Origin of the sequence: Kitasatospora sp. NPDC097691, assembly GCF_040302665.1 — a bacterium.
GTDB lineage: Bacteria > Actinomycetota > Actinomycetes > Streptomycetales > Streptomycetaceae > Kitasatospora.
The window spans coordinates 109920-134382 of record NZ_JBEORY010000004.1 but is presented as its reverse complement, the minus strand read 5'-3'; the positions used below and the strand labels follow the sequence as shown (position 1 = coordinate 134382).

The window sequence follows — 24463 nt, the reverse complement described above, 5'->3', positions numbered from 1 at the left end:
GCGGTGCGCACCCCCGAATCGGCCGCCACAGCGCTCTCCGTTCGTATTCGGCAGCCCTTCCACGGGCTCGCCCCGGGCTTCCTGCGTGAATCCGTCCGCGCCCGTCGCCCGTCGGCAGCCCTTCCACGGGCTTCCCCCGGGCTTCCTGCGTGAATCCGTCCGCGCCCGTCGCCCGTTCACCCAGGCCAGGGGCCGCGCCGCGTCCGGCGCCCGCCCGCCGCCTCCCTCCGAGAGGCCGCCCTCGATGAGTACCACCATGCCGCCCGACGCCGTCCGGTACCCGTACGCCGGACAGGTTCCCGACCACACCGAAAACGGCCACCCGCACCGGCGGGCCGGAGACCGGGGCGCCCAGCGCCGGCCGATGCGCCGCTCCGGCGACCGCGTCACCACGACCCACACGGTCAGCCTGGTCGTCCCCGCCCACAACGAGGCCCGCAACATCCCCTGGGTCTTCGAGCAGATCCCGCCCTGCGTCGACGAGGTCATCCTGGTCGACGGCGAGTCCGACGACGCCACCGTCCCGATGGCCAAGCACTGCCTGCCGACCGTTCGCAGCGTCGTGCAGAGCGGCCCCGGCAAGGGCAACGCCCTGCGCACCGGCTTCGCCGCCGCCACCTGCGAGTACGTCGTCATGATGGACGCCGACGGGTCGATGTGGCCCGGCGAGATCCCGCACTACCTGCACTTCCTCGACCACGGCTACGACTTCGTCAAGGGCTCGCGCTGCATCGCCGGCGGCGGATCGCTCGACTTCACGCGGGTCCGCTCGCTCGGCAACCGCGCCCTCATCGCCGTCGTCAACCGGCTCTACGACGCGAGTCTCACCGACCTGTGCTACGGCTACTGTGCCTTCCGCCGCTCCTTCCTGGATGCCCTGGACCTGCGCTCCACCGGTTTCGAGATCGAGGCCGAGATGATCGCGCACGCGCTGCGTTCCGGGTTGCGGATCGCCGAGGTGCCGAGCCTGGAACTCCCCCGCCGCAGTGGTCGCTCCCACCTGCACGCCGTCTCCGACGGCCGCCGGGTGCTGAGGACCCTGATCTCCGAGCGTCCCGGCGCCCGGTCCTCGACGGCCGCCCCCGTGGGGGAGCGCTGATGAATGGCACCGACCGGCGCACCGCAGCTGCCTGCCCGCGCACTGCCGTCCGCGAGTCGCTCTACACCCCCGTCCGTGTCGTCGAGCTGGACCTGGACGAGTCGAGCGGGCTGCGCCTGCCCGGCGGGACCGGTGTCGTCGACCCGATCGGCCGCGTGTTGGCGTTGGTGCGGCTGCACGGACACCCGCTCGGCTTGGTCACGGCCACCGGAACCGCCGGCGACACCGCCGCGCTGCGCCGGGCGCTGGTCGACGCCGCCTACCGGGAACTCCCCGTTCCCGCCCTGTCCACCGCGACACCCGCGGCGCGCCCTGGTCGGGTCGGACGCGCCCGGGTGCCTGCGGGCAACCCGACGGTCAGCGTGATCGTCTGCACCCGGGACCGGGACGAGATGCTCCCGAGCTGCCTGGATTCGCTGGTGCGGCTCGGGCACCCGGTGACCGAGGTGATCCTGGTGGACAACGCCCCCAGGGACGACAGCACCGAGAACCTGGTCCGGTCCCGTTACGGGGACCGCGTCCGGTACGTGCGGGAGCCGCTGCCCGGCCTGTCCCGGGCCCGCAACCGGGGCCTGGCGACCGCACGCGGCGAGATCTGCGCCTTCACGGACGACGACGCCATCGCCGACCACCGCTGGGTGAGCGCCCTGGTGGACGCCTTCACGTCGGACGACCGGATCGGCTGCGTGACCGGGCTGGTGCTGCCCGCCGAGCTCGACACCAGGGCGCAGTTCGTCCTGGAGCAGTACAACGGTCCCACCCGCGGCTTCTCCGCCCGGAGCTGGTCGCTCCGGGAACCGCCGGACGACCCGCTGGTCCGCTTCTCCGCCGGCCGCTTCGGCATGGGGGCCAACATGTCCTTCCGCACCGACGTCATCCGCGCCGTCGGGGGCTTCGACCCGGCCACCGGCACCGGAACGCCCTCCCGGGGCGGCGAGGACCTGCTCTCCTTCCAGCAGGTGCTGACCGCCGGGCACACCGTGGCCTACCAGCCCGATGCGATCATCTGGCACCGGCACCGACGGACCATGGAGGCGCTCGCCACTCAGGTGAGCGGCTTCGGGGTCGGGTTCGGCGCCTACCTGGCGGCAGCGATCTCCCACCGGCCGAGCCTGCTCGCCGAGCTCCTGCGCCGGCTGCCCTACGGCATGTGGCGCTGGCACGTCACCCATCGGGTCGGCCCTCGGACCGGCCCGGTCGACGGCGACACCCTGCGCCGGCTCCGGAAGCTGGAGCGCCGGGGACTCCTGTACGGCCCGTTCTGCTACCTCTTCACCGTCTGGCAACAGCGCCGCCCCAGGGCCGGGGGTCGGGTCGGACACCAGGCTGGAGGCCGGCTGTCATGACTGTTCCGATCGCCCTGCCGCCCGCGCCCGTCGCGGTCGCCGAACTGTCCCTCGAACGCCCGGACGAGCTGCACCGCCCCGGTCGGGGCGAGGTGTTCTCCCCGCACGGCCGGGTCCTGGCACTGATCCGTCATCACGGGCAGCCATTGGGCCTGCTGACCGCCGAAGCCGACGCCGCAGACCCGGGCGCCCTGTGCCGGGCCCTGTCCGCCGCGGCGGCCCGCGACCTGGACCCGCCGGCGCCGCTCCCCGGCACGTCGACCGGGAGCCCGTCGACGGCGCCGGCCGAGGCGGCCGGCACCCCGCTGGTGAGCGTCGTCGTCTGCACGCACGACCGTGCCGACCTGCTGCCGCGCTCCCTGGACGCCCTCCTGACCGGCACCTACCGGCACATCGAGGTGATCGTGGTCGACAACGCGCCCTCGGACCGGGCCACCGAACTGCTCGTCCGGCACCGCTACTCCGACCGGGTCCGCTACCTGCACGAGCCGGTGCCCGGCCTGGCCCGGGCGCGCAACCGCGGACTGGCCGTGGCCCGCGGCGAGATCTGTGCCTTCGCCGACGACGACCTCCTGATCGACGCCGGATGGGCGGCGGCGCTGGTCGAGGGCTTCCGTTCGGTCCCGGGGGTGGGCTGCGTGACCGGCCTGGTGCTGCCCGCCGAACTGGACACCCGGGCGCAGATCGCGCTGGAGCAGTACTGCGGCTACGCCAAGGGCTTCACCGTCCGCAGCTGGTCCCTGCACGACCCCGGTGACGACCCGCTCTTCCCCTTCGCCACCGGCCGGCTCGGCACCGGGGCCAACATGGCCTTCCACACCGGCCTGCTCCGCTCGATCGGCGGCTTCGACCCCGCGACCAGCACCGGTACGCCGGCGCGCGGCGGCGAGGACCTGCTCTCCTTCCTCCAGGTCCTCACCACCGGCCACACCGTCGTGTACCGGCCGGACGCCCTGGTCTGGCACCCCCACCGCCGCTCCATGGAGGCGCTGACCACCCAGGTCTTCGGCTTCGGCATCGGCTTCGGCGCCTACCTGGCCGCCGCCACCCGGCACCAGCCGAGACTGCTGGCCGCCCTGCTCGCCCGGGTGCCGCGCGGGGTCCGGCAGACCCTCCGCCGGGGCACCCCGACCGGACAGCGCCGCGACCCGCTGATGGCCCACCTCGGGCGGATGGAGCTCCTCGGCCTGCTCTACGGGCCGCTCTGCTACCTGCGCAGCATGCGGGTGCAGCACCGGGCCGACACCTCGGCGAGGCCGTGATGTCCATCCTCGACCACAACCGGTCCAAGCAGCGGGCGACCTCCGTACGGTCCTGCTCCTGCCCGGTGGCGCTGCCCTGTGAGTGCTCCTACCCCGCCCTGCTCCGCGCCCGGGTCCGGGCGGCGGCCGAGCGGCTGCGTGCGGACTCCCTGATGCACAACGGGCACGTGCTGGCCGCGAGTTCGATCGTCGCAGCCGGGCTCGGCGCGTTCTTCTGGATCCTCGCCACCCGCTACTACAGCGTCGAGGCCGTCGGACGGAGCTACGCGGCCCTGTCCGCCGCGATGTTCCTGGCCACCCTCGGCAGCCTCAACCTCGGGGACGCCCTGGTGCGGTTCGTCCCCGCCGCCGGGCGGCACACCCGGCACCTGGTGCTGCGGTGCTACGCGATCAGCGCCGGCTGCAGCGCCCTCGTCGCGGTCGGCTTCCTGCTGCTGATCCCGGTGGTCGCCCCGAACCTGCGCTACCTGCACTCCCCGGTGCTCGCGGTCTCCTTCGTCGCCGCCACGGCCGGCTACGCGATCTTCGTCCTCCAGGACGGAGCGCTCACCGGCACCCGTTGCACCGGCTGGGTGCTCGGCGAGAACGCCGTCTTCGCGGTCGCCAAGGCCGTGCTGCTCGCGACCTGCGCGGCACTCGCCGTCGGTACCGGCATATTGGTGGCCTGGTCGGTCGCCATGGTCATCTCGATCGCCCTGGCCAACGTCGTGCTGTTCCGCCGGGCCGTTCCGGTCCACGAGGCGGCCGCCGACGTCGACGCCGAACCGCCCCAGCGCGTCCTGCGCTGGGCCGGCGCCGACTACCTCGGCAACCTCTTCAGCTTCGCGAGCTACAGCGCCGTTCCGCTGATCGTGCTGGCTCAGCTCGGCCCGAGGGGCAGCGCCTACTACTCGCTGGCCTTCGTCATCGCCTCCACGCTCTTCGTCGCGACGTTCAGCATGGGCCACTCCCTGGTGGTCGAGGGTGCCCGAAACCCGCAGCGGCTCGCCGAGTACGCCCGGCGCATGCTGCGCCACACCGGGCTGCTGCTGGTCGGCGCCGTGGTGGTCATCGTGGTCGGCGCGCCGTGGATCCTGGGCGTGTTCGGCGCCCAGTACGCCGAGCACGGCACCGCGGTGCTGCGCCTGCTCACCCTGTGCGCGCTGCCGATCGCGGTCACCAACGTGGTCATCCAGGTGGCCCGGGTCCGCCGGTCCCTGCCCTGGATGGTCGGGGTGCGGATGGCCTCCGCCGTGATGATCATCACCCTGGTCGTCCTTCTGCTGCCGCGCCACGGACTGGTCGGAGTCGGTCTGGCCTGGGTGATCTCCGAGTACGTGCTGGCCTCCTTCCTGCTCGTCGTCCTGCGCCACTGGTTCCGGACCATGGAGGCCGTGGAGGGAGGTGGGGACGATGACCACTGACCAGTCCTCCGACCGCTCCTCCGGCCGGGTGGAGAACCCGACCCCCGCACCGAGCCTGACCGTGGTGATCTGTGCCTACACCGTCGAGCGCTGGGACGACCTGTGCGCCGCCGTCGCCTCGGTACGCGCCCAGCAACGCCCGCCCGCCGAGACCGTACTGGTGGTCGACCACTGCCCCGAACTGCTCCGCCTCGCCCGCGAACAGCTGCCCGCCGACCTGCGGATCCTGCCCAACCGCCACCGGCGCGGCCTCTCCGGCGCCCGGAACACCGCCCTGACCGCGGCCCGCGGCGAGCTGATCGCCTTCCTGGACGACGACGCCACCGCCGACCCCGCCTGGACCGAGAGCCTGCTGGCCGGCTTCCGCACGCCCGAGGTGCTCGGCGTCGGCGGCCACGTCCGGCCCTGGTGGCAGACCGGCCGCCCCGACTGGTTCCCGCCCGAGTTCGACTGGGTCGTCGGCTGCTCCTACCGCGGGCTGCCGGACGGGCCGGCCCCGGTGCGCAACTTCATCGGCGCCAACATGTCCTTCCGACGCGCCGAGGCCCTGGCCGCCGGCGGCTTCCGGACCGACCTCGGCCGGGTCGGCCGACGTCCGCTCGGCTGCGAGGAGACGGAGCTGTGCATCCGCCTGGCAGCCGGCCACCCGGGCGCCGTGCTGCGCTACGAGCCCGCCGCCGCAGTCCGCCACCGGGTGCCGCCGGCCCGCACCACCTTCTCCTACTTCGCCGCACGCTGCTTCGCCGAGGGCCGCTCCAAGGCCGCGGTGGTGCGGCACGGCGGCGCCGCCGCAGGCCTGGCCAGCGAACGCGCCTACCTGCGGCACACCGTGCCCGCCGCGCTGCTGCGCACCCTGCGGCGGCGTCGGCCCGCAACGGCGGCGGCGCTCTGCGCCGGTGTCGCCCTGACCGCCGCCGGCTACCTGACCGGGGCGGTCGCCGGCCGCGCCGAACGGACCGCGTCCCGTCGGACCGACGGCGAGCCCACCCCGGGGCCCGCCCACGACGGGACCCGGGGGATCCGGCCCGCGCCGGCCCGGGCCCCCGGGGGCACAGCGACCGGGAACGGGCCATGACCGAGATACCCGTCTTCCTCTACCACTCGGTCTCGGACGACCCGCCGTCCTGGCTCGCGCCGTACACCGTCACGCCGGCCCTGTTCCGCGAGCAGCTGCACCGGATCAGTGACAGCGGCCTGTCCCTGGTGCCGCTGCGGCGGCTGGTCAGTGCCCTGCGCGGCGGCCCGCCGCTGTCGCCCGGCTCCGCCGTCCTCACCTTCGACGACGGCTACGCGGACTTCTACTGGACGGTCGCCCCGGTTCTCTCCGACGAGGGCCTGCCGGCCACCCTGTACGTCACCACCGGCGCCGTCCACCCGCCCGGCGGGCGCGCCACCGGCAGCCTGTTGCCGCCGGCCCCGATGCTGAACTGGCGTCAGATCGCCACCCTCGACGCGCTGGGCGTCGAGATCGGCGCCCACTCCCGGACCCACGTCCCGATGGACACCGTCTACGGACGCCGGCTCGCCGACGAGGTCACCGGCTGCAAGACGATCCTGGAGGACTTCCTCGGCCACGAGGTCGTCTCCTTCGCCTACCCGCACGGGTACTCGGGAACCGAGGTCCGCCGCCGGGTGGGCCAGGCCGGCTACACCTCCGCCGCCGCGGTCGGGAACGCCTTCAGCTCCCCGGCCGACGACCCGCTGCGGATCTCCCGCCTGATGGTCCGCGCCGACACCCCGGCAAGGGTGTTCGACGACTGGACGAAACGCCGGGGCGCCCCGACCGCGCCCATCCACGAGAGCGCCGCCACCCGGGCGTGGCGCGCCTACCGCCGCCTGCGTGCGGCCCTCGGCAGCCCCGTCGGCGGGCCGCCCCGGAGCCGCGGTCAGGAGTGATCACAGTGACCGACGCCCTGGAACGTGAAGACGTCCGACCCGACCCCCGGACACCGGCCCACGCCTCACCCCACCACCACAGCTCGGCCCACCGGACCGGCGGGTTCCGCGCGGCGGTGGCCGCGTCCAGCCCGTCCGACTGGGTGGTCCGGTGCGCGCTGCCCGCGGCACTGGCGCTCTGGATGCTGGCCCTCTCCCGCACGGATCTCTCCAGGATGGGCGACCTCGGCCTGCTCCAGGCCCTGCCGCAGGCCTACTTCGCCGCCCTGGTCCTGCTGACCGTCGGCTTCGTCACCGCCCTGCGAGCCCCGCGGGTCCGCCACCGGTGGCCCGCCGCCTACGTCCTGGCACTGATCGCGGTCGTCCACGCGACGCCCAGCCTCCTCTACCCGACCCTGCGGTACGCGTGGGCGTGGAAGCACGTCGCGATCGTCGACGCCATGCTGCGCCACGGCGGCACGGTGCCGGGAGCGGGCAAACTCGACGTCTACAACCAGTGGCCGGGCTTCTTCGAGCTCCACGCGGTGATCCTGCGCGCCACCGGCCTGGACTCCGTCCTGGGCTACGCCGCCTGGTACCCGGTGATCACCAACGTCCTGCTGCTCGGCCCGCTGCTGCTCCTCTACCGGAGCATCACCACCGATCGCCGACTGGTCTGGGGCGGGATCTGGCTCTACTACGCGACCGCCTGGGTCGGCCAGGACTACTTCTCCCCGCAGGCCTTCGCCTACCTGCTCTCCCTCACCGTGGTCGCGCTGGTCGTGCGCCGGCTGGCGGTGGAGCGCTCGCCCGCCGCCACGGGGCGCCGACCCGCGCCGCAGCCGCCGGGCCCGAGCGGGTCCAGGGCCATGTCGGCGGTCGCCGAGGCCCCGCGCCACGGTGGCTGGCGGGCGGCGCCCTTCGCCCTCGTGCTGGTGCTGATCGCCGCGATCGTCTCCTCGCACCAACTGACCCCGATCATGCTGGCCGTGGCCATGGCCCTGCTGGCCCTCGGCCGGCGCAACCGCCGCACCGTCCTGCCGGTCCTGGCCGCGGTGGTCGGGCTGACCGTGCTCTGGGACGCCACCGTGGCCCGGCCGTTCGTGTCGTCGCACCTGACCAGCCTGGTCACCGCCCTCGGCTCGCCGGACCACAACGCGGTGGCCGGCCTCGCCCAGCTGGGACAGGCCGCCCCGGGGCAGGTCCTCACCTCCTGGGCCGACCGGTGCCTGACCGCCACCGTCTTCCTGCTCGCCGTCGCCGCCCTGATCCGCCACCGCTGGGTGCGCCGGGTCGGCCTGGTGCCGCTGCTGGTCGCCCCGCTCGTGCTGCTGCTGGCCAACGCGTACGACGGGGAGATGCTGTTCCGGGCGTACCTGTTCGCCCTTCCCGCCGCGGCGTTCCTCGTCGCCACGCTGCTGTGGGGTCGCGCGCAGGCCGACTCCACCGGGACGCGGACCGCTCCGCCGGCCGCTCCGGCGGCTGCTCCGGCGGCACTGTCCCGGTCGACCGACCCGCCGTGCCTGGCACCGTCCGTCACACCGGGAGACCGGCCCCTCGGCGCGGTGCGGACCGGCGTCACCGGCGTCGTCCTGCTCGGACTGCTCACGGGGCTGCTCTTCGGCTACTTCGGCAAGGAGAGCATGAACTACTTCACCCCGCAGGAGGCCGCCGCGCTCCGCTACGTCGCCGCGACCCCGCCCGGCTCCCGGGTCATCTCGCTGACCGCCAACGAGCCGGGGGGCGAGCTGCACTACGACGACCACGAGCGGATCGTCCTCGGCGACGCCTCCGGCGAGGACCTGAAACACCTGGTGGCCGACCCCGGCGTCGTCCTGCAGACCGCGCTCGAACGTCCGAACTTCTTCGGCCCGACCTACCTGATCCTGACCAGGGCCCAGCTCGCCGAGTGCGAGCTGACCGGGCTGCTGCCGGTCTCCGCCACCCAGGGCCTCGCGGCCGCCGCAGCGACCGCGTCCGACCTGCGGCTGGTCCTCTCCAACAAGGACGCCGTCGTCTACCAGTACGTCCCGCCCCCGTACGTCCCCGGCCCGCAGGCACCGGACGCGCACGTGCCGTCCGGGGGAGTGTCCGCCGCCGACCGTTCCGAAGGGGGCACGTCATGACCGCCCGACCGCGGAACCTGCCGCGCGTGCTGCCGGCGCTGTTCGGCTGGGCCGCCCTCGCCGCCGTGGCGCTCCCGGCCGGGAACCCGCTGCGGGCGGTCGTGGTCGGCGCCTTCCTGCTGACCGGTCCGGGCGCGGCCGCCGTGGCCTGGGCCCGGCCCGACCCGTCCTGGCGCGACCGCGGCCCGGGCCTGGTGAGCGCGGCCTCGCTCGCCGTGGTGGTGAGCCTGGCGTTGACCGCGCTGACGGCGCAGGCGCTGTTCTTCACGCACTCCTTCACGGCCGGCCGGGCCGTGCTGGCGCTCGCCGGGCTCACCACCCTGCTGACACTGCTCCCGCGCCGCCTCCGCGCAGTGCCCGCCCTCGCGTCCGGCCGGCCCGTCCGACCCGCACGCGAGGAGACCGACCGGCCCGTCTCCTCTGCGGGTGACTCGCCGGCCGGTGGGTCGCCGGCCGGCGGGTCCGCCGCTGAAGGACCGGCCGCAGAAGGATCCGGCGGGGACGGACCGGCCGCTGAAGGACCCGGGGGCGACGCACCGACCGGCCCCGTACCCGGGTCCGGCGAGGCCGACCGCCACCACCGCCATCAGCGGCACCCCCGGCGCTCCGTCAGGCGTCCGGCCCGGTGGCGGCTGCCGGCGTCGGTCGGTGCGCTGCTCCTGGTCGCCGCCTGCGGCACCGCCAACGGCATCGCCAACGGCGCGGCCGCGCTCCACCCCACGACGGCGGCCACGAACCCGAACCCGGGCCTGAACCCGTCCGACCCGCTGCCGCCGGTCGGCGCGGACCAGCCGCCCCCGACCGGCCCGTGGCACGAGGTCTTCCGGGACGACTTCAACCGCGCCACCCTGGACGGCTCCAAGTGGACCACCTGCTACGACTGGAACGTCGGGGGTTGCACCAACTCCGGCCACCAGGAGGACCAGTGGTACCTCCCCGGCCAGGTCTCGCAGGCGAACGGCGCGCTCACCCTCACCGCCCAGCGCGAGCCCACGGTCGGCAGCGACGGCAGGGTCTACCCCTGGACCTCCGGGATGATCTCCACCGGCCGCGACAACTGGGACGGCACCCCGCGGCACACCTTCACCTACGGGTACTTCGCCGCAGCCATCAGGACGACCGACCAACCGCTCGGCATGTTCCCCGCGTTCTGGCTGCTCCCCGCCAACACCCGGGGCGGGCTCCCCGAGCTGGACACCGCCGAGTTCATCAACAGCAACCAGTACGTCGACCTCAACCTGCACGCCGAGGCGCCCGACGGCACCGACATCAACGCCCACTACTCCCACGGCCCGGTCGACTTCGCCGTCGGCTACCACGTCTTCGGGCTCGACTGGGAGCCGGACGCGGTCACCTGGTACGTCGACGGCGTGAAGGTCTTCCAGGTCACCGATCCGGCCGCGATCCCGTCCACGCCGATGGAACTGATCCTCAACCTCGCCGTCGGCTACCAGCAGCCGCCCCCGCGCAGCGTCGACACGACGCAGGTGAAGGTCGACTGGGTTGCCGTCTGGCAGCACTGAAAGACCCGAAGAAGGTAGGACGACATGAAGCGGACCGACCACACCCACCCGACCGGGCCGGAGCTGGACCGGCGGACCGCAGTCCTGCTCGTCAAGGTGGGGAGGTATCCGCTGGCGCACGGGCCCGTCGGGGTCGTGCGGTCGCTGGGCCGCGCCGGGGTGCCGGTCCACGCGATGGTCGAGGACCGACTCACGCCGACCGCGGTCTCCCGCTACCTGACGCGCGCCTTCGTCCGGCCCACGACCGGGCGCGAACGGCCCGAACGGCTGGTCTCGCTCGTCCGGGACGTCGGCCGGGCGATCGACCGCCCGTGCATCGCCCTGCCCACCGACGACGAGGCCGCCGTCCTGCTGGCCGAGCACGCGGACGAGCTGGCCCCGTACTTCACCCTGCCGCCGGTGGCCGCCGGGCTCCCCCGGAGGCTCGCCGACAAGGGCGCCCTGCACGCGATCTGTCTGGAGCACGGCATCCCGGCGCCCGCCACCGTCGCCCCGCGCGACCACGACGAGCTGCTCGCGGCCGTCCGCACCTGCGGCTATCCGATGGTGCTGAAGAACCTGCAGCCGTTCACCCGGCTCAGCCGCCCCGTCGTCTCGCACTCCACGATCGTGCGCGACGAGCAGGAGCTGCTGGCCGCCTGTCCGCCGAACGGACGGCTCTCCGTGCTGGCCCAGGAGTACCTGGCCCAGGAACGCTCCGAGGACTGGATCACCCACCTGTGCTGCGGCCCCGGCGGGGAACCGCTGGCCGTCTTCACCGGGCGCAAGCTGCGCTCCTACCCGCCCACCGGAGGGTTCACCACGCGGGCGGTCTCGCTGCCCAACCCCGAGCTGGCCGACCTCGCCGCCGGACTCTGCCGGGCGCTGGGCTACAGCGGCATCGCCGATCTGGACTGGCGGCTGGACCTGCGCGACGGCAAGTACAAGCTGCTCGACTTCAATCCCCGCACCGGCGCCCAGTTCCGGCTGTTCGAGACCGCCGACGGCGTGGACGTGGTCCGCGCCCTGCACCTGTCCCTCACCGGGCGTCCGGTGCCGTCCGGTCCGCAGCTTCCCCGCTTCTTCGGGGTGGGGCAACTGGACGTGCTCTCCGCCGCGTTCACGTTCTGGCGGGAGCGGCGTCCGCTGCCCGACCTGAGGCCGCGGCGCTCCACCGAACGCGCCTGGCTCTGTCGTGACGACCCGGCACCCGCCGCCGTCATGGCGCTGCGCTTCGGCGGCGAGGGGACACAGCGGGTGGCCGGCTACGCCGGCAACCGGATCGCCAAGGGTCTCGTAGCAGGAGGCTTGAGATGAAATCGGTCAGTGAAGTACCTGTCGCCGTCGTCGGCGCCGGGCCGTACGGGCTGTCCGTCGCGGCCCACCTGGGGGCGCGCGGCGTCCCGGTCCGCATCCTGGGTGTGCCGATGGGCAGTTGGCGGGCGCGCATGCCGGTCGGGATGTTCCTGAAGTCCACGCCCAGGGCCTCCTCCATCGCGCATCCCGAAGGCCGCTACGGCCTGAACGAATTCAGGGCCGACCGGCACCTGGCCTGGGTGGGGGACCGGTACGCGGTGCCGCTGGACGAGTTCGTCTGCTACGGCGAATGGTTCCAGCAGCGGTGCGTGCCCGGGGTGGAGCGCGCGGCGGTGGTCCGGATCGCGGGGGCGCCGCCCGGCTTCCGGGTCTCCCTGGACACCGGCGAGGAGTTCACGGCCCGGACGGTGGTGCTGGCCAACGGCTTCCCGTCGTACGCGCGGGTCCCCGCCGACCTCCAACCGCTGGTCGAGGCGGGTCTCGCCTCGCACACCTCGGACCACGCGGACCTCGCGAAGTTCGCCGGACAGCGGGTGGCGGTGATCGGGGCCGGGCAGTCGGCGCTGGAGAGCGCCACGCTGATGTACGAGGCGGGGGCCGAACCGGTCCTGGTCGCGCGGACGGACCGGCTGCTGTTCGGCGAGCCGCCCTCCGCCGACCGTCCGGGTGACCGGGCGTGGCCGACGCGGATCGCCCACCCGGCGTCGACGCTCGGTCCGGGCTGGTCCTTCGTCGGGTTCACCCGGGCCCCGGCCGCGTTCCGGTACCTGCCCGACGACCGCCGGGCGGCGCTGGTGCGGACAGTGCTCGGACCGGCCGGGGCGTGGTGGTTGCGAGACCGGCTGGTCGGCCGGTTCCCCCTGCTCACCGGCCACCGGGTGGCGTCGACCGAGGTCGTCGGCGGCCGGGTCCGGCTACGGCTGCGGGGCTCCACCGACACCCTGGAGGTCGAGCAGGTGCTGGCCGCCACGGGGTACCAGGTCGACGTCGACCGGCTCCAGCTGCTGGACCCCGGACTCCGCGGGGCGCTCGCCCGGCGCAACGGAGGCGCTCCCCGGCTGACCCCCGGCTTCGAGTCCTCGGTGCCCGGGCTCTACTTCACCGGCCTCGCCGCGGCCGACACCTTCGGGCCGATGATGCGCTTCGTCTGCGGGACCGGATTCGCGGCCCGTCGGATCAGTCGGGCGGTCGCCCGGGCGGTGGACCGCTGAGCCGGCCGAGTGCCGCGGCCGATCCGTCCGGACCGCCGGCCGAGGGGGCCTGTGCCCCATCTCACAAACGGTCCGTTCGGACCCCCCTGAACACCCGCCCCACCAGGACTTTCAGGAACGTACACGATCGATGCCGCGGCTTCGGCCGCGGCATCGGGCTTGCGTCCGAACCGCTTCCTCCTTCAGGCTGCTGCGCGTCCACAGCTGGGGGGAAGGAAAGGTTCTCCCACGCATGGCCAAACACTCGAAGCCTCGCCCCGGCACGCTCACCGGCACCCGTCGGCTCGCCGTCCTCGCCCTCGCCATCGCCGCGACCGGAACCGGGGCGGCCACCGCCTGGGCCCTGCCGACCGCGTCGGCCGCGCCGGCCGAGCCGGTGGTGGTCGACTCCCTCACGGTCACGCCGGCCGCGCCCGGCCCCGGCGCCCCGGTCACCGCCACCGCCAAGCTGCACGCCACCAAGCGGACCGCGGTCCAGGCGCTGACCATCGCGGCCCGCTCGGCCGACGGTGCCAACTACGACTTCCCCGGAGCGGTTTCGGCGACCCTCACCTCGACGACGCGCACGTTCACCCCGTCGAGCCGCACCTTCCCGGCGGGGAAGTACACGTACTTCGTGGCGTACGAGATCGACAACCGCTGGCACAACCTGGCTCCGATCGGCAGTTTCACCGCCGGTTCGCCCACGACCCCGACGCCGAGCGCGACCCCGACCCCGAGCGCCTCGCCGACGGCCACCGCGTCCCCGACGCCGAGTGCGACGCCGACGCCGAGTGCCTCGCCGACGGCCACCGCGTCCCCGACGCCGACTGCGACGCCGACGCCGAGCGCCTCGCCGTCCGCCACCACCGCGCCGACCCAGCCGTCCGGCTCCGCCACCCCGCTCGGCATCCCCGGCAGCTGGCGCCCGGCCTTCTCCGACGAGTTCAACGCCACCTCGCTCGACGCCGCGAAGTGGAACCCCAACTGGTTCGGCTGCGCCACCTGCACCACGCCGCCGGTCAACGGCGACGAGTCCGCCGCCTACGCTCCGTCCCAGATCAGCGAGAGCGGTGGCAGCCTGCACCTGAAGGCCGAGCAGAAGCCGGCCACGGTGAACGGAAAGTCCTACGCGTACACCTCGGGCCTGGTCAACACCAACGGCAAGGCCCAGTTCACCTACGGCGCGTTCGAGGCCCGGATCTACCTGCCGGCGTCGGGTTCGCAGGTCGCCAACTGGCCGGCCTTCTGGGCCGACGGCCAGAACTGGCCGACCGACGGTGAGCTGGACGTGATGGAGGGCCTGAGCGGTCAGGCCTGCTACCACTTCCACTCGCCGTCCGGGGGCCCCGGCGGCTGCGCCTCGGGCAACTACAGTGGCTGGCACACCTACGGCGCCGACTGGGAGCCGGGCTCGGTGACCTACTACTACGACGGCGTGAAGGTCGGTCAGATCACCAGCGGCATCACCTCCGCGCCGATGTACCTGATCCTCAACAACGGGGTCTACGCCTCCGGTCCGACCGCGACCCCGGCCGACATGCAGGTCGACTACGTGCGGGTCTGGCAGCACTGATCCGACCGGCCCCGTCCGGCCCGGCACCGCGGAGCGACTCCGTGGTGCCGGGCCCTCGCGTGCCGGGGGCCGACCGCCGCGACCTGCGGTCGCGCAGCAGCGCCGTCCGCGCGCCTGCGTGCCCGCCGCCCGCCGCCGGGCGCCCCGCGGCGTACGCGTGTGTGCCGTGCGGGACCCCCGTGCACCGGGTGGGTAACGTCTTGGCCACAGGCCGGTCCGAAAGCCGACGAAGTCGGCAACCCACCCTGGGTGATTGCGACATGATGGCGCGTCAAGGTCGTGTCGGCTGGAAGGGGAACGGCAGGATGGCCGACGGTGCGCCGACGGGATCGGGACCGCGCACGAGGGTGGACCGGAGGCCCTGGGGGCGCCCCGAGGACGCCCCGGCGGCCGGCCCGCCCTCGCGGCTCAAGCGGTTCCGCGCCCACCCCGAGGCGCCGACCAGGGTCGTGCCGCCCCCCGGCACCCACCCCGAGGCGCCGACCAAGGTCGTGCCGCCCCCCGGCACCCACCCCGAGGCGCCGACCAAGGTCGTGCCGCCCCGCGACGCCGACCCGAGGACCGTCCTCCGGCGGCCGGCGCCCGCCCGCGGCGGCCACTTCGGCGGCGCCTTCCCGGCGGCCCTGCTGAACCGCTACGAGCCGTACGAGGTCGCCGGCTCGGGCACCGAGGGCACCGTCTGGCACGTCCGGCGCACGGACGGCGGCGGGGACGCCGCGGTCAAGGTGGCCAGGGCGGGCCAGGCCATGGACGTCGAACTGCTGCGGCACCTGCGCACCCCGGCCTACCGGCGGCACGTTCCCGGGATCATCGACTTCGGGCAGGTCGAGCACGCCGGGGTGGAGTGTGCCTGGGTGGCGATGGAGTACCTGCCGGTCACCCTCGCCGACCACATCGCCGCCCTGCACGAGAAGGGCCGGCACACCGACCCTCGGGAGACCGACCGCATCATCCGCGAGCTCGTCGCCCTGCTCGACTTCTGGCAGCGGCGGATCGAGCGCAACCCGGTGGACTTCAAGCCCTCCAACATCCTGGTGCGCCCCGGCGGCGGCCCCGGGGAGTTCGTGATCGCGGACTTCGGCGGCGTCGCCCGCCTCACCGCCAGCCGCAGCTTCTCGCCCGAGATGCAGGTCACCGTCGCCTACATGGCCCCCGAGCAGCTCGCCGGGGCCAACCACCCGGCCGGGCCGTGGTGGGGCCTGGGCAACGTGCTGTACGAGCTGTTCTCCGGCCGCCCGCACTACCTGGACGCGGACGGCCTCCTGGTCAGCGACGAGGTGCTGCAGTACGACCTGGTCTTCGGGGAGGAGGCGGACCTCCCGGGCGTGACCGACCCGCGCCGGCTGATGCTGCTCCAGGGCCTGCTGACCAGGAACCCGGCCCACCGCTGGAAGGCCCAGCAGGTCACCGGCTGGCTGGAGGGCGCCAGCCCCGCGGTCGTGCGCCCTCAGGGCGCGTCCGCGGGCGGTGCGGGCGGCCACGCCCACCGGCCGGTCACCTTCCTCGGCGAGCCGTACCACGCCCCGTCCGTGCTGGCCTGGACCATGCTGAACCGCTCCGCGGAGGCGGCGGAGTGGCTCGTCGACGGCGGGGCGCAGCGACTGCTGGACTGGCTGCGGGACGAGGTCAAGGACACCCTGTTCGACCTGCACTACCTGCGGGCGGTCGACAGCGCCAGGGGCGCCCGGCGGGCCGACGCGGCCGCGCTCGCCGTCCTCGCCTTCGGCGCCGCGTTCGCGCCCTCCGCCACCCCGGTCTACCGCGAGCGCCCGGTCGACGCGGCCGGCCTCACCCGGATCGCCGCCGCGCCGGACACCGTCGCCTTCGTCGACGACCTGCTCGCCTCCTCGGTGCCGACCGTCGCCGCCCGCTACGACTGCGACCACCCGGAGTGCCACGGCGAGCACTGCGGGCGGCTGATCGCGCTCGCCCGGGTGCCGCAGGTCGTGGTGGACACCGACCGGGCCGCCCGGGAGCTCGGCGGCGGCCGGCGCACCGGGGACGGGCTGAGCGCCGAGGAACGGGCCGAGGCCTACCGCCTGGCGGTCTGGCTGACCGTCCAGCCCGAGGAGCACGCCCGGCTGCTGGGCCGGCTCTCCCCGCTGCCCACCGCGCTGCACCGGCTGCCGCTGCCCGCGCGGGTGTCGGCCGTCCTGGCCGTGGTGGCCGCGGTCGTGGTGGACGTCGTGCTCGCCGCCTGGGCCAGGACCCCGACGGGCCGGGGGACGGCGGACGGGGTGCGACGCCGCTGGTCCGCGCTGCGCCGCCGCGCGGTGCGTGCCGACCCCGGGACGGTGAACGGCTGCGCGGTCCTGGTCGCCGCCGAGGCGCTGCGGGCCAGGGCGGCCGGCGGCACGCAGGAGGCGCCCGGGCGGGCGCCGGACGGCCGGGACCCGGTCGCGCGGCGGCTGTGGGCCCACCTCGCCCCCCGGGCCCGCGTCTGGTGGGGCAACGCCCGGACCGCCCTGCCGCGCCAGGCGGCCGCGGCCCTGCTGGTGTGCACGGCCCTGGCGCTGCTGCTCTGGGCCGGCGCGCTCGCCCGGACCAGCGTCGACGCCGGCAACGGCCTCGCGATCCTGCCGAACGGCCCGTTCGGCGACCGGTTGCGCACGGCCGGCGACCTGGCGGCCCGGTCGGTGGCGCCGCAGCTGGGCGCGGCCGTCGCGGCGGCCGTCATCCTGGTGGCGTTCCCCGCCCGGGTCGGCCGGGGGACGCTGGCACTGGCCGCGGCGGGGGCCGGCGCGATCGGCTACCTGCGGCTGGGGCCGCCGATGACGGTGCTCGAACCGCCGCCCGCCGTGGTCGACCGGGTGGTCGTCTTCGAGGGCGGCATGGGCAGTTGGGCCGGGGTGGCGGCGGCCGTCGGGGTCGTCCTGGCGGTGGTGCTGACCGAGCGCGCCGCCAGGCTGTCGATCGCGGCGTACGAGGCCCGACGGCGGACCGCCGAGCAGTGGCGGCGCCTGACGCGGGCCTCGTCGGCCGGTGCCGGGGCCCGTACGAGGGACAGTGCCGGAGCCCGTATGCGGCCCGGTGGCGGAGCCGGTACGAGGGCCGGGTCCGGGTCGGGTACGAGGGCCGGGTCCGGGTCGGGGGCCGGTACGAGGGGTGGTGGCGGGGCCGCGCCCGCGGCGCGGGACTGGAGCCCGGGCAGGGCCGGTGCGCGGGAGCGCGCCCGCTTCGTGCTGGGCAGCACCATCGTGCTGGTCGTCCTGCTCTGGGCCGCCGTCGAGGTGCGGCTGGCCGTCACCGGGCACCACCCGACCCCGGAGTCCTGGGGGACCGGTCAGGTCGGCGCCGACTACCAGTCCGGCTTCACCCTGCTGCTGGCCGCCGTGTCGGTCGCCGGCGCGCTGGCCGGGCCGCGCACCGCGCGCCGGCTGTTCGCCCTCTGGCTGCTCGGCACCCTGCTGCTCGGCGCCCTGCCGCCGCCGCTCGGCCCGATGGAGGCGCTGCGCATCCCGGTGGCCGGGCCGGTCTACCGCGGCATCGCCGGGCTCTGGGGCCACAGCGCCTTCTGGGCGGCCGTCCTGATCGCCCTCCCCCTGGCGTGCCTCGGCATCCAGCGCACCGTGCTGCGCGCCCGCCGCTGAGCGGCGGGTCGGGGAGCCGACGGGCCGGGGGAGTTGTCGGCCCGGGGAGCTGCGGGCCGCTCCCCGGGTCCGGCCTGTCGGCCAGGCCGCACCCGCGCGACGGGTGGGACCCGTCGGGCGGACCCGACCGCGGGACGGCCGGGACCGCTCAGCCGACCAGCCGGGAGAGCTCGATCGAGTGTCCCGTCCGCTCCACCTTCGCCGTCAGGTACCGCACGTTGCTCTCCGAGAGGTGCACGCCCGTCGGGACCCGGTGCCGCACGGAGATCCCGAGGCCGGCCAACTGCGCGGCCTTGTCCGGGTTGTTGCTCAGCAGGTCGATGCCCGTGGTGCCGAGCGCGGCGAGCATCTGGGCGGCGGCGGTGTAGTCCCGGCCGTCCTCGGGCAGGCCGAGCGCGGTGTTGGCGTCGTACGTGTCCAGCCCGGAGTCCTGCAGGGCGTACGCGTCGAGCTTGTTGTACAGACCGATGCCCCGGCCCTCCTGGCGCAGGTAGAGCAGGTACCCGCCGGCCTCGGTGATCCGCTCCACCGACTCGCGCAGCTGCGGCCCGCAGTCGCACCGCTCGGAGCCGAAGACGTCGCCGGTCAGGCACTCGGAGTGCAGCCGGACCAGCGGTGTCCCGCCTTCGGGGGCCGTACCGAGGGCGAGCGCCAGGTGCTCGGCGCCGTCGGCGAGGCCGTGGAAGGTGAAGACCTCCGCCTCGGCGCGGTAGCCGTCGGGGAAGGTCAGCGGGATGCGCACGCGCGAGCGCACCGTGGCGGAGCCGGGCTGAGGCATGGGCGGGCCTTCGTCGATCGGGGGTGGACCGGGTTCGGATCGGATCCGGATGGATCGGATGTCGACCGTACTCGGTTGTTCCAATTTGAACAACTGGACCGCCGAGGTCCGACCCGACCGCGGAGGCGCGACCACGGAGGCGCGACCACGGAGGCGCACAACACCCCGCCGGCCTCGCGTGTTCCCGGCCGGTTGCCGCTCGGCTGCGGTCCGGCGTTCCAACATGTGGAAGGGAGGTGGTCCGAGGTGTCGACACTGCGAGACTTCCTCCCGTTTCCTGGGCACGGGAACGCCCCCGCGCACGACCACCGACGACGACGGAAGGTCTTGATCAGATGCCCATGAGCCGCCCCGACTCCACTCCCGACTCCACCTCCGACACCGCCACCCGGCCCCGCTTCGAGGCCGAACAGCGCGCGGTCGAGGCCCTCTACGCGGACGTGGTCCGCCGCAACAAGGGCGAGACGGAGTTCCACCAGGCCGTCCACGAGGTGCTGGAGACGCTGGCCCCGGTGCTCGCCCACCGCCCCGAACTCCTCGACGCCCGGATCATCGAGCGGATCTGCGAGCCCGAGCGGCAGTTGATGTTCCGGGTGCCGTGGACGGACGACTCCGGCGACATCCACGTCAACCGCGGCTTCCGGGTGGAGTTCAGCAGCGCCCTCGGCCCGTACAAGGGCGGGCTGCGCTTCCACCCCTCGGTGAACCTCGGCATCGTCAAGTTCCTCGGCTTCGAGCAGATCTTCAAGAACGCGCTCACCGGGCTGTCGATCGGCGGCGGCAAGGGCGGCTCCGACTTCGACCCCAAGGGCCGTTCGGACGCCGAGATCATGAGGTTCTGTCAGTCCTTCATGACCGAGCTCCACCGCCACCTCGGCGAGCACACCGACGTGCCCGCCGGGGACATCGGCGTCGGCGGCCGCGAGATCGGCTACCTCTTCGGCCAGTACAAGCGGATCACCAACCGCTACGAGGCCGGTGTGCTCACCGGCAAGGGGCTCGGCTGGGGCGGTGCGCAGGTCAGGACCGAGGCCACCGGCTACGGCTGCGTGCTGTTCACCGCCGAGATGCTGCACAGCCGCGGCGAGAGCCTGGACGGGCGCCGGGTGGTCGTCTCCGGCTCCGGCAACGTCGCGCTCTACGCGATCGAGAAGGCGCAGCAGCTCGGCGCGACGGTGCTGACCGCGTCCGACTCCTCCGGCTACGTGGTGGACGACAAGGGCATCGACCTCGGCCTGCTCAAGGAGGTCAAGGAGGTCCGGCGCGGCCGGGTCTCCGAGTACGCCGAACTGCGCGGCAGTCACGTGCGGTTCGTCGAGGGGCCGGGCGTGTGGAGCGTGCCCTGCGAGGTCGCGCTGCCCTGCGCCACCCAGAACGAACTGACCGAGGCCGACGCGCTCGCCCTGGTCCGCAACGGCGTGCTCGCGGTCGCCGAGGGCGCCAACATGCCCACCACGCCGGAGGCGGTCCGGGTGTTCCAGGAGGCCGGGGTGGCCTTCGGCCCGGGCAAGGCGGCGAACGCGGGCGGCGTCGCGACCAGCGCGCTGGAGATGCAGCAGAACGCCTCGCGCGACTCCTGGACCTTCCGGCACACCGAGGAGCGGCTGGCCGGGATCATGAAGCACATCCACGAATCCTGCTTCACCACCGCCGAGCGCTACGGCCGGCCCGGGGACTACGTGGTGGGCGCCAACATCGCCGGCTTCGAACTGGTCGCGGACGCGATGCTGGCCCAGGGCCTGGTCTGACCGGCGGTTCCCGCCGGTGACCCGGCGATCGGTACCCGACCGGAGCGGGCACCGATCGTCGGGTGCGGCAGGGTGGTTCCTTCCTACGGTGGTGATCACAAGGAAGGACGGGGTCGGAGTGCTGGAGCACCTGAACCGGGCGATGGACCACATCGAACGGCACCTGGACGGCGAGGTCGACGCGGCCGAGCTGGCGAGGATCGCGATGACGTCGGAGTACCACTTCCGGCGGCTGTTCTCGATGCTCGCCGGGATGCCGCTGTCGGAGTACGTACGGCGTCGGCGACTGACCGTCGCCGGGGCCGAAGTCCTCGACGGCGAGCGGACGTTGCTCGACATCGCGATTCGGTACGGGTACACCTCGGGGGAGGCGTTCGCCCGGGCGTTCCGGGCGATGCACGGGGTCGGGCCGGGCGAGGCCCGGCGCGACGGTGCGGTGCTCACCTCCCAACCCCGGATGTCCTTCCGACTCGTCGTGGAAGGAAGCAGCAGTATGGAATACCGGATCGTCGAGAAGCCGGACTTCCGGATCGTCGGCAGGAAGGCGCGGGTGCCCCTGGTCTACATGGGGGTCAACCCGCACATCGCGGAGTTCATCAAGGGGCTCGGCCAGGAGACCGTCGAGCGGATCACGGCGCTCACGGGCCCGGAGCCGCTCGGAATCGTCTCGGTGAGCGACGACATCCCGTCCGTCCGGGAGGAGGGGCTCGAACTCGACTACTGGCACGCGGTGGTGGCGCGCGAGGACGTTGTCGTCCCCGACGACCTGGACGTCCTGCACGTCCCGGCGGGGACGTGGGCGCTGTTCACCAACACCGGGGAGTTCCCGCAGGCCCTGCAGCAGATGTGGTCGGACGTGTACACCCAGTGGTTCCCGTCCAACCCGTACGAGTCCCGGCCGGGCCCCGAGATCCTGCAGACCCGCTTCGTCCCGGGGACGGGCGACGCCGAGGCGGAGCTCTGGATCCCGGTGACACGGGCTCTGCGGAGCTGACACCGGCGGACGGGGGCAGCCGGTCGGTCGGCAGCCCGCAGCCTGCAGCCGGCAGTCGGCCGACCGGCGACAGATGACAGGCGACAGCTGACAGATGACAGATGACAGATTTCGAAAGCTGTCAGCTGTCATCTGTCAGTCGTCATTCCGCCGCCCGCCCCCGTTCGGCCCACCAGCGCCCGCCCCCCGCCCTCCTGCCCCGCATCCTGGGCGGGGAGGGCCGGGGGCCGAGAACGAGCTGGAGAACCGACGCCATGAAGCAGACCTCCGTGACCACCGACGCCCCCTGCTGGGTCGAGCTGGGCACCTCCGACCCCACCGCCGCCAGGGCCTTCTACCGCGAGCTGTTCGGCTGGCGGGACGACGACGGCGTCCGGCCCGAGGACGGCGACTACGTCCAGATGCTCCTCGAGGACACCCCGGTCGCCGCGATCACCCCGCGCTACGCGCCGCAGCAGCCGACGGCCTGGGCGGTCTGCTTCGCGGTGGCCGACGCCGACGCCACGGCCGCGAAGATCGAGAGCGCCGGCGGCACCCTCCTCAAATCACCCGCCGACGTCCTCGACCACGGCCGGTTCGCGGTGGCCGCCGACCGTTCCCACGCGGTCTTCCTCCTCTGGCAGGCCCGCTCCTTCAAGGGCGCCGGGGTGTTCAACGAGCCCGGCTCGCTCGGCTGGGTGGAGCTCCTCACCCGTGACCCGGACGGCGCGGTCGCCTTCTACCCGGCGGTCTTCGGCTGGTCCGCCGCCCGCTCCGAGCACTACACCCAGTGGGGTCTGGCCGGTCAGGACTTCGGCGGCATGCTGGTGATGGGCGACGGCTTCCCGCCGGAGGTGCCGCCGCACTGGCTGCCGTACTTCGCGGTCGGCGACGTGGACAACACCGTCGACCGGGCGGTGGCCCTCGGCGGGGACGTGCTGATGCCCGCCTACTCCATGCCGAACGGCCGGCGGATCGCCGTGCTGCGCGACCCGCAGGGCGCCGCCTTCGGCGTCTACCGCCCCCCGGCAGAGGGCTGAGTCGAGCCCGGCACCGTGCGCGAGCGCCGTCGCGCCACCACCGCCGCCACCGCCGACCCCGCCGTGATCAGCAGCGCCCCGGCCGGCACCACGTCGCCGACGCGGTCGTACCAGGTCATCGTGGTGGGCTCGGTGAGCGGCAGTCGGACGGTCAGCGCGCCGGTGCCGTCGGTGCCGAGCCGGGCCAGCTCCCGGCCCTGCGCGTCGAAGGCCGCCGAGACCCCGGTGAGCGAGGCCTGGACGACCGGCCGCCCGGTCTCCGCGGCCCGGATCGCCGCCAGCGAGACGTGCTGCTCGGGCGCCCAGGTCTGCTGGAAGGTCGAGGTCGAGGACTGGTAGACGAGCACCCGGGCGCCGTCCCGCGCGGCGGTGCGGGCCATGTCGGGGAAGGCCGACTCGAAGCAGATCAGCGCCCCGACCGGCAGCGGAGCGCCCGTCCGGTCGGTGGCCGGCAGCAGGTGGAAGGCGGTGCCGGGCGCCCGGTTCTCGCCCGCCGCCCGGCTGACCCCGGCGATCCAGCCGAGCACCGGCCGCAGCGGGATGTACTCGCCGAACGGCACCAGCCGGATCTTGCGGTAGCGGTCCACCACGCCGGCCGGGGAGACCAGCACCGCGTCCTTGGAGATCCGCCCGTCCGCCTTGCGCGCGTCCTCCCCGGCGATGACCCGGGCGCCGGTGGTGGCGGCGAGGCCGCGCAGCACGTCCAGCGCGGCCGGGTCGTGGTCCAGGTCGGCCGTGGTGCTGCTCTCGCCCCACACCACCAGGTCCACCGGCTGTCCGACCAGTGCGGCGGTGGCCCGCGCGCTCGCGTCGAAGCGGGCCTGAGGGTCCTCCACGATGCCGGGCTGGACCAGCGCGACCGTCACGGCCCCGGCCCCGACGGGCGCCTCGCGCAGCGCGAACAGCAGCGGACCGGAGGCCACCACCAGCACCGCCGCCGAGGCCGCGACGGCCCGCGGCCGCCAGTGCACCGCGGTGAGCGCGATCAGCACCCCGGTGTTCACCGCCGCCACCGCCGCGCTGACCAGCCAGATCCCGCCCGCCGAGGCCAGGCCGAGGATCGCCGGGTGCTGCCACTGGGTGGCGCCGAGCAGTGCCCACGGCCCGCCGAGCGCCGGCCAGGACCTCGCGTACTCGGCGGACACCCAGACCGCCGGGACGACCACCAGCGCGAGCAGGGCCCGACGGGCGGTCAGCGGCGGGTGCAGCAGCCGGTGCACGGCGTACCCGACGGCGCCCTGCAGCGCCCCGAAGAGCACCGCGAGCACCGGGAGTCCGGGCCCGATGGACGGCACCAGCCAGTACATCGCGGTCAGGATGAACCCCGCTCCGAACCACCAGCCGCGCACCGCCGCCTCCCGGCCCCCGGGTGCCCGCTGCATCAGCAGCAGCCCGGGGACGAGCGCGATCCACGCCAGCCAGGCCTGTCCCGGCGCCGGGAACGCGAGCACCGGTACCGCCCCGGCCGCGAGCGCCCCGAGCCGCGCCCGGTAGCGGTGTGGCGCGGGCGGCTCGCGTTCCTCCGCTTCCTCGACGTCGTCGGCGGGGGTCGTGCTCAGGCCTGGGCTGGTGGGACCGGTGCGGCGCGGCATGCCCCGTATTGTCCGCTCGGACGGCCTGCGCCACCAGTGTTCCCGT

The 24463-nt window shown here is 74.3% G+C and carries 17 protein-coding genes; 15 read left to right on the top strand and 2 right to left on the bottom strand.

What is annotated here, in order from left to right; translation table 11 throughout:
* The first annotated feature begins 244 nt into the window (after positions 1–244).
* The 12 genes from ABTY56_RS04575 (at position 245) to ABTY56_RS04520 (ending at position 18286) form a co-directional block, all read left to right on the top strand.
* Entirely contained in the window at positions 245–1099 is an 855-nt protein-coding gene (locus tag ABTY56_RS04575) for a glycosyltransferase family 2 protein (RefSeq protein WP_350626484.1), read from the top strand.
* A complete protein-coding gene (locus ABTY56_RS04570) occupies positions 1099–2445 on the top strand; it encodes a glycosyltransferase family 2 protein (RefSeq protein ID WP_350626482.1) in 1347 nt (448 codons plus the stop codon). The genes ABTY56_RS04575 and ABTY56_RS04570 overlap by 1 nt, the downstream gene beginning before the upstream one ends.
* Entirely contained in the window at positions 2442–3707 is a 1266-nt protein-coding gene (locus ABTY56_RS04565; protein ID WP_350626480.1) for a glycosyltransferase family 2 protein, read from the top strand. The genes ABTY56_RS04570 and ABTY56_RS04565 overlap by 4 nt, the downstream gene beginning before the upstream one ends.
* Positions 3707–5110: a lipopolysaccharide biosynthesis protein gene (locus tag ABTY56_RS04560; protein WP_350626478.1), complete on the top strand. Its 1404-nt coding sequence runs from the start codon at positions 3707–3709 to the stop codon at positions 5108–5110. Before ABTY56_RS04565 ends, ABTY56_RS04560 begins: the two co-directional genes overlap by 1 nt.
* Positions 5100–6185 carry a glycosyltransferase family 2 protein gene (locus ABTY56_RS04555; protein ID WP_350626476.1) on the top strand — a complete coding sequence of 362 codons (1086 nt, stop codon included), beginning with the start codon at positions 5100–5102 and terminating at the stop codon, positions 6183–6185. The genes ABTY56_RS04560 and ABTY56_RS04555 overlap by 11 nt, the downstream gene beginning before the upstream one ends.
* Positions 6182–7006, top strand: a complete 825-nt coding sequence (locus ABTY56_RS04550; RefSeq protein WP_350626474.1) for a polysaccharide deacetylase family protein — start codon at positions 6182–6184, stop codon at positions 7004–7006. Before ABTY56_RS04555 ends, ABTY56_RS04550 begins: the two co-directional genes overlap by 4 nt.
* Before the next feature lie 5 nt (positions 7007–7011).
* Positions 7012–9111: a glycosyltransferase gene (locus tag ABTY56_RS04545; RefSeq protein WP_350626472.1), complete on the top strand. Its 2100-nt coding sequence runs from the start codon at positions 7012–7014 to the stop codon at positions 9109–9111.
* On the top strand, positions 9108–10634 hold the full coding sequence (locus ABTY56_RS04540; RefSeq protein WP_350626470.1) for a glycoside hydrolase family 16 protein: 1527 nt from the start codon (positions 9108–9110) through the stop codon (positions 10632–10634). Before ABTY56_RS04545 ends, ABTY56_RS04540 begins: the two co-directional genes overlap by 4 nt.
* A gap of 24 nt (positions 10635–10658) precedes the next feature.
* On the top strand, positions 10659–11930 hold the full coding sequence (locus ABTY56_RS04535; RefSeq protein WP_350626468.1) for a carboxylate--amine ligase: 1272 nt from the start codon (positions 10659–10661) through the stop codon (positions 11928–11930).
* Entirely contained in the window at positions 11927–13141 is a 1215-nt protein-coding gene (locus tag ABTY56_RS04530; protein WP_350626466.1) for an NAD(P)-binding domain-containing protein, read from the top strand. The genes ABTY56_RS04535 and ABTY56_RS04530 overlap by 4 nt, the downstream gene beginning before the upstream one ends.
* 232 nt (positions 13142–13373) lie before the next feature.
* The gene (locus tag ABTY56_RS04525) at positions 13374–14696 is read left to right on the top strand and encodes a glycoside hydrolase family 16 protein (RefSeq protein ID WP_350626464.1); all 1323 of its coding nucleotides are present in this window, start codon (positions 13374–13376) and stop codon (positions 14694–14696) included.
* A 347-nt stretch (positions 14697–15043) separates the two neighbouring features.
* Entirely contained in the window at positions 15044–18286 is a 3243-nt protein-coding gene (locus ABTY56_RS04520; RefSeq protein ID WP_350626462.1) for a protein kinase domain-containing protein, read from the top strand.
* 148 nt (positions 18287–18434) lie between these two features.
* Here the strand turns inward: ABTY56_RS04520 and ABTY56_RS04515 are convergent, their stop codons facing one another.
* Positions 18435–19064, bottom strand: coding sequence for a GTP cyclohydrolase II (locus ABTY56_RS04515; RefSeq protein ID WP_350626460.1), 630 nt, complete (start codon positions 19062–19064; stop codon positions 18435–18437).
* A gap of 341 nt (positions 19065–19405) precedes the next feature.
* Between ABTY56_RS04515 and gdhA the strand changes: the two genes are divergently transcribed.
* The 3 genes from gdhA (at position 19406) to ABTY56_RS04500 (ending at position 22825) form a co-directional block, all read left to right on the top strand.
* Positions 19406–20812, top strand: coding sequence for an NADP-specific glutamate dehydrogenase (gdhA, locus tag ABTY56_RS04510; RefSeq protein ID WP_350626458.1), 1407 nt, complete (start codon positions 19406–19408; stop codon positions 20810–20812).
* A gap of 118 nt (positions 20813–20930) precedes the next feature.
* Positions 20931–21806, top strand: a complete 876-nt coding sequence (locus tag ABTY56_RS04505) for an AraC family transcriptional regulator (RefSeq protein WP_350626456.1) — start codon at positions 20931–20933, stop codon at positions 21804–21806.
* 254 nt (positions 21807–22060) lie between these two features.
* Positions 22061–22825: a VOC family protein gene (locus tag ABTY56_RS04500; RefSeq protein ID WP_350626454.1), complete on the top strand. Its 765-nt coding sequence runs from the start codon at positions 22061–22063 to the stop codon at positions 22823–22825.
* Here the strand turns inward: ABTY56_RS04500 and lnt are convergent.
* Positions 22801–24417 carry an apolipoprotein N-acyltransferase gene (gene lnt / locus ABTY56_RS04495; protein ID WP_350626452.1) on the bottom strand — a complete coding sequence of 539 codons (1617 nt, stop codon included), beginning with the start codon at positions 24415–24417 and terminating at the stop codon, positions 22801–22803. The genes ABTY56_RS04500 and lnt overlap by 25 nt on opposite strands.
* Between the last annotated feature and the right edge of the window lie 46 nt (positions 24418–24463).

Excerpts from the sequence above, each read along its gene's own strand:
- ABTY56_RS04575 (WP_350626484.1), top strand. The coding sequence starts at position 245 with ATGAGTACCACCATGCCGCCCGACGCCGTCCGGTACCCGTACGCCGGA.
- ABTY56_RS04570 (WP_350626482.1), top strand. The coding sequence starts at position 1,099 with ATGAATGGCACCGACCGGCGCACCGCAGCTGCCTGCCCGCGCACTGCC.
- ABTY56_RS04565 (WP_350626480.1), top strand. The coding sequence starts at position 2,442 with ATGACTGTTCCGATCGCCCTGCCGCCCGCGCCCGTCGCGGTCGCCGAA.
- ABTY56_RS04560 (WP_350626478.1), top strand. The coding sequence starts at position 3,707 with ATGTCCATCCTCGACCACAACCGGTCCAAGCAGCGGGCGACCTCCGTA.
- ABTY56_RS04555 (WP_350626476.1), top strand. The coding sequence starts at position 5,100 with ATGACCACTGACCAGTCCTCCGACCGCTCCTCCGGCCGGGTGGAGAAC.
- ABTY56_RS04550 (WP_350626474.1), top strand. The coding sequence starts at position 6,182 with ATGACCGAGATACCCGTCTTCCTCTACCACTCGGTCTCGGACGACCCG.
- ABTY56_RS04540 (WP_350626470.1), top strand. The coding sequence starts at position 9,108 with ATGACCGCCCGACCGCGGAACCTGCCGCGCGTGCTGCCGGCGCTGTTC.
- ABTY56_RS04535 (WP_350626468.1), top strand. The coding sequence starts at position 10,659 with ATGAAGCGGACCGACCACACCCACCCGACCGGGCCGGAGCTGGACCGG.
- ABTY56_RS04530 (WP_350626466.1), top strand. The coding sequence starts at position 11,927 with ATGAAATCGGTCAGTGAAGTACCTGTCGCCGTCGTCGGCGCCGGGCCG.
- ABTY56_RS04525 (WP_350626464.1), top strand. The coding sequence starts at position 13,374 with ATGGCCAAACACTCGAAGCCTCGCCCCGGCACGCTCACCGGCACCCGT.
- ABTY56_RS04515 (WP_350626460.1), bottom strand. The coding sequence starts at position 19,064 with ATGCCTCAGCCCGGCTCCGCCACGGTGCGCTCGCGCGTGCGCATCCCG.
- gdhA (WP_350626458.1), top strand. The coding sequence starts at position 19,406 with ATGAGCCGCCCCGACTCCACTCCCGACTCCACCTCCGACACCGCCACC.
- ABTY56_RS04500 (WP_350626454.1), top strand. The coding sequence starts at position 22,061 with ATGAAGCAGACCTCCGTGACCACCGACGCCCCCTGCTGGGTCGAGCTG.
- lnt (WP_350626452.1), bottom strand. The coding sequence starts at position 24,417 with ATGCCGCGCCGCACCGGTCCCACCAGCCCAGGCCTGAGCACGACCCCC.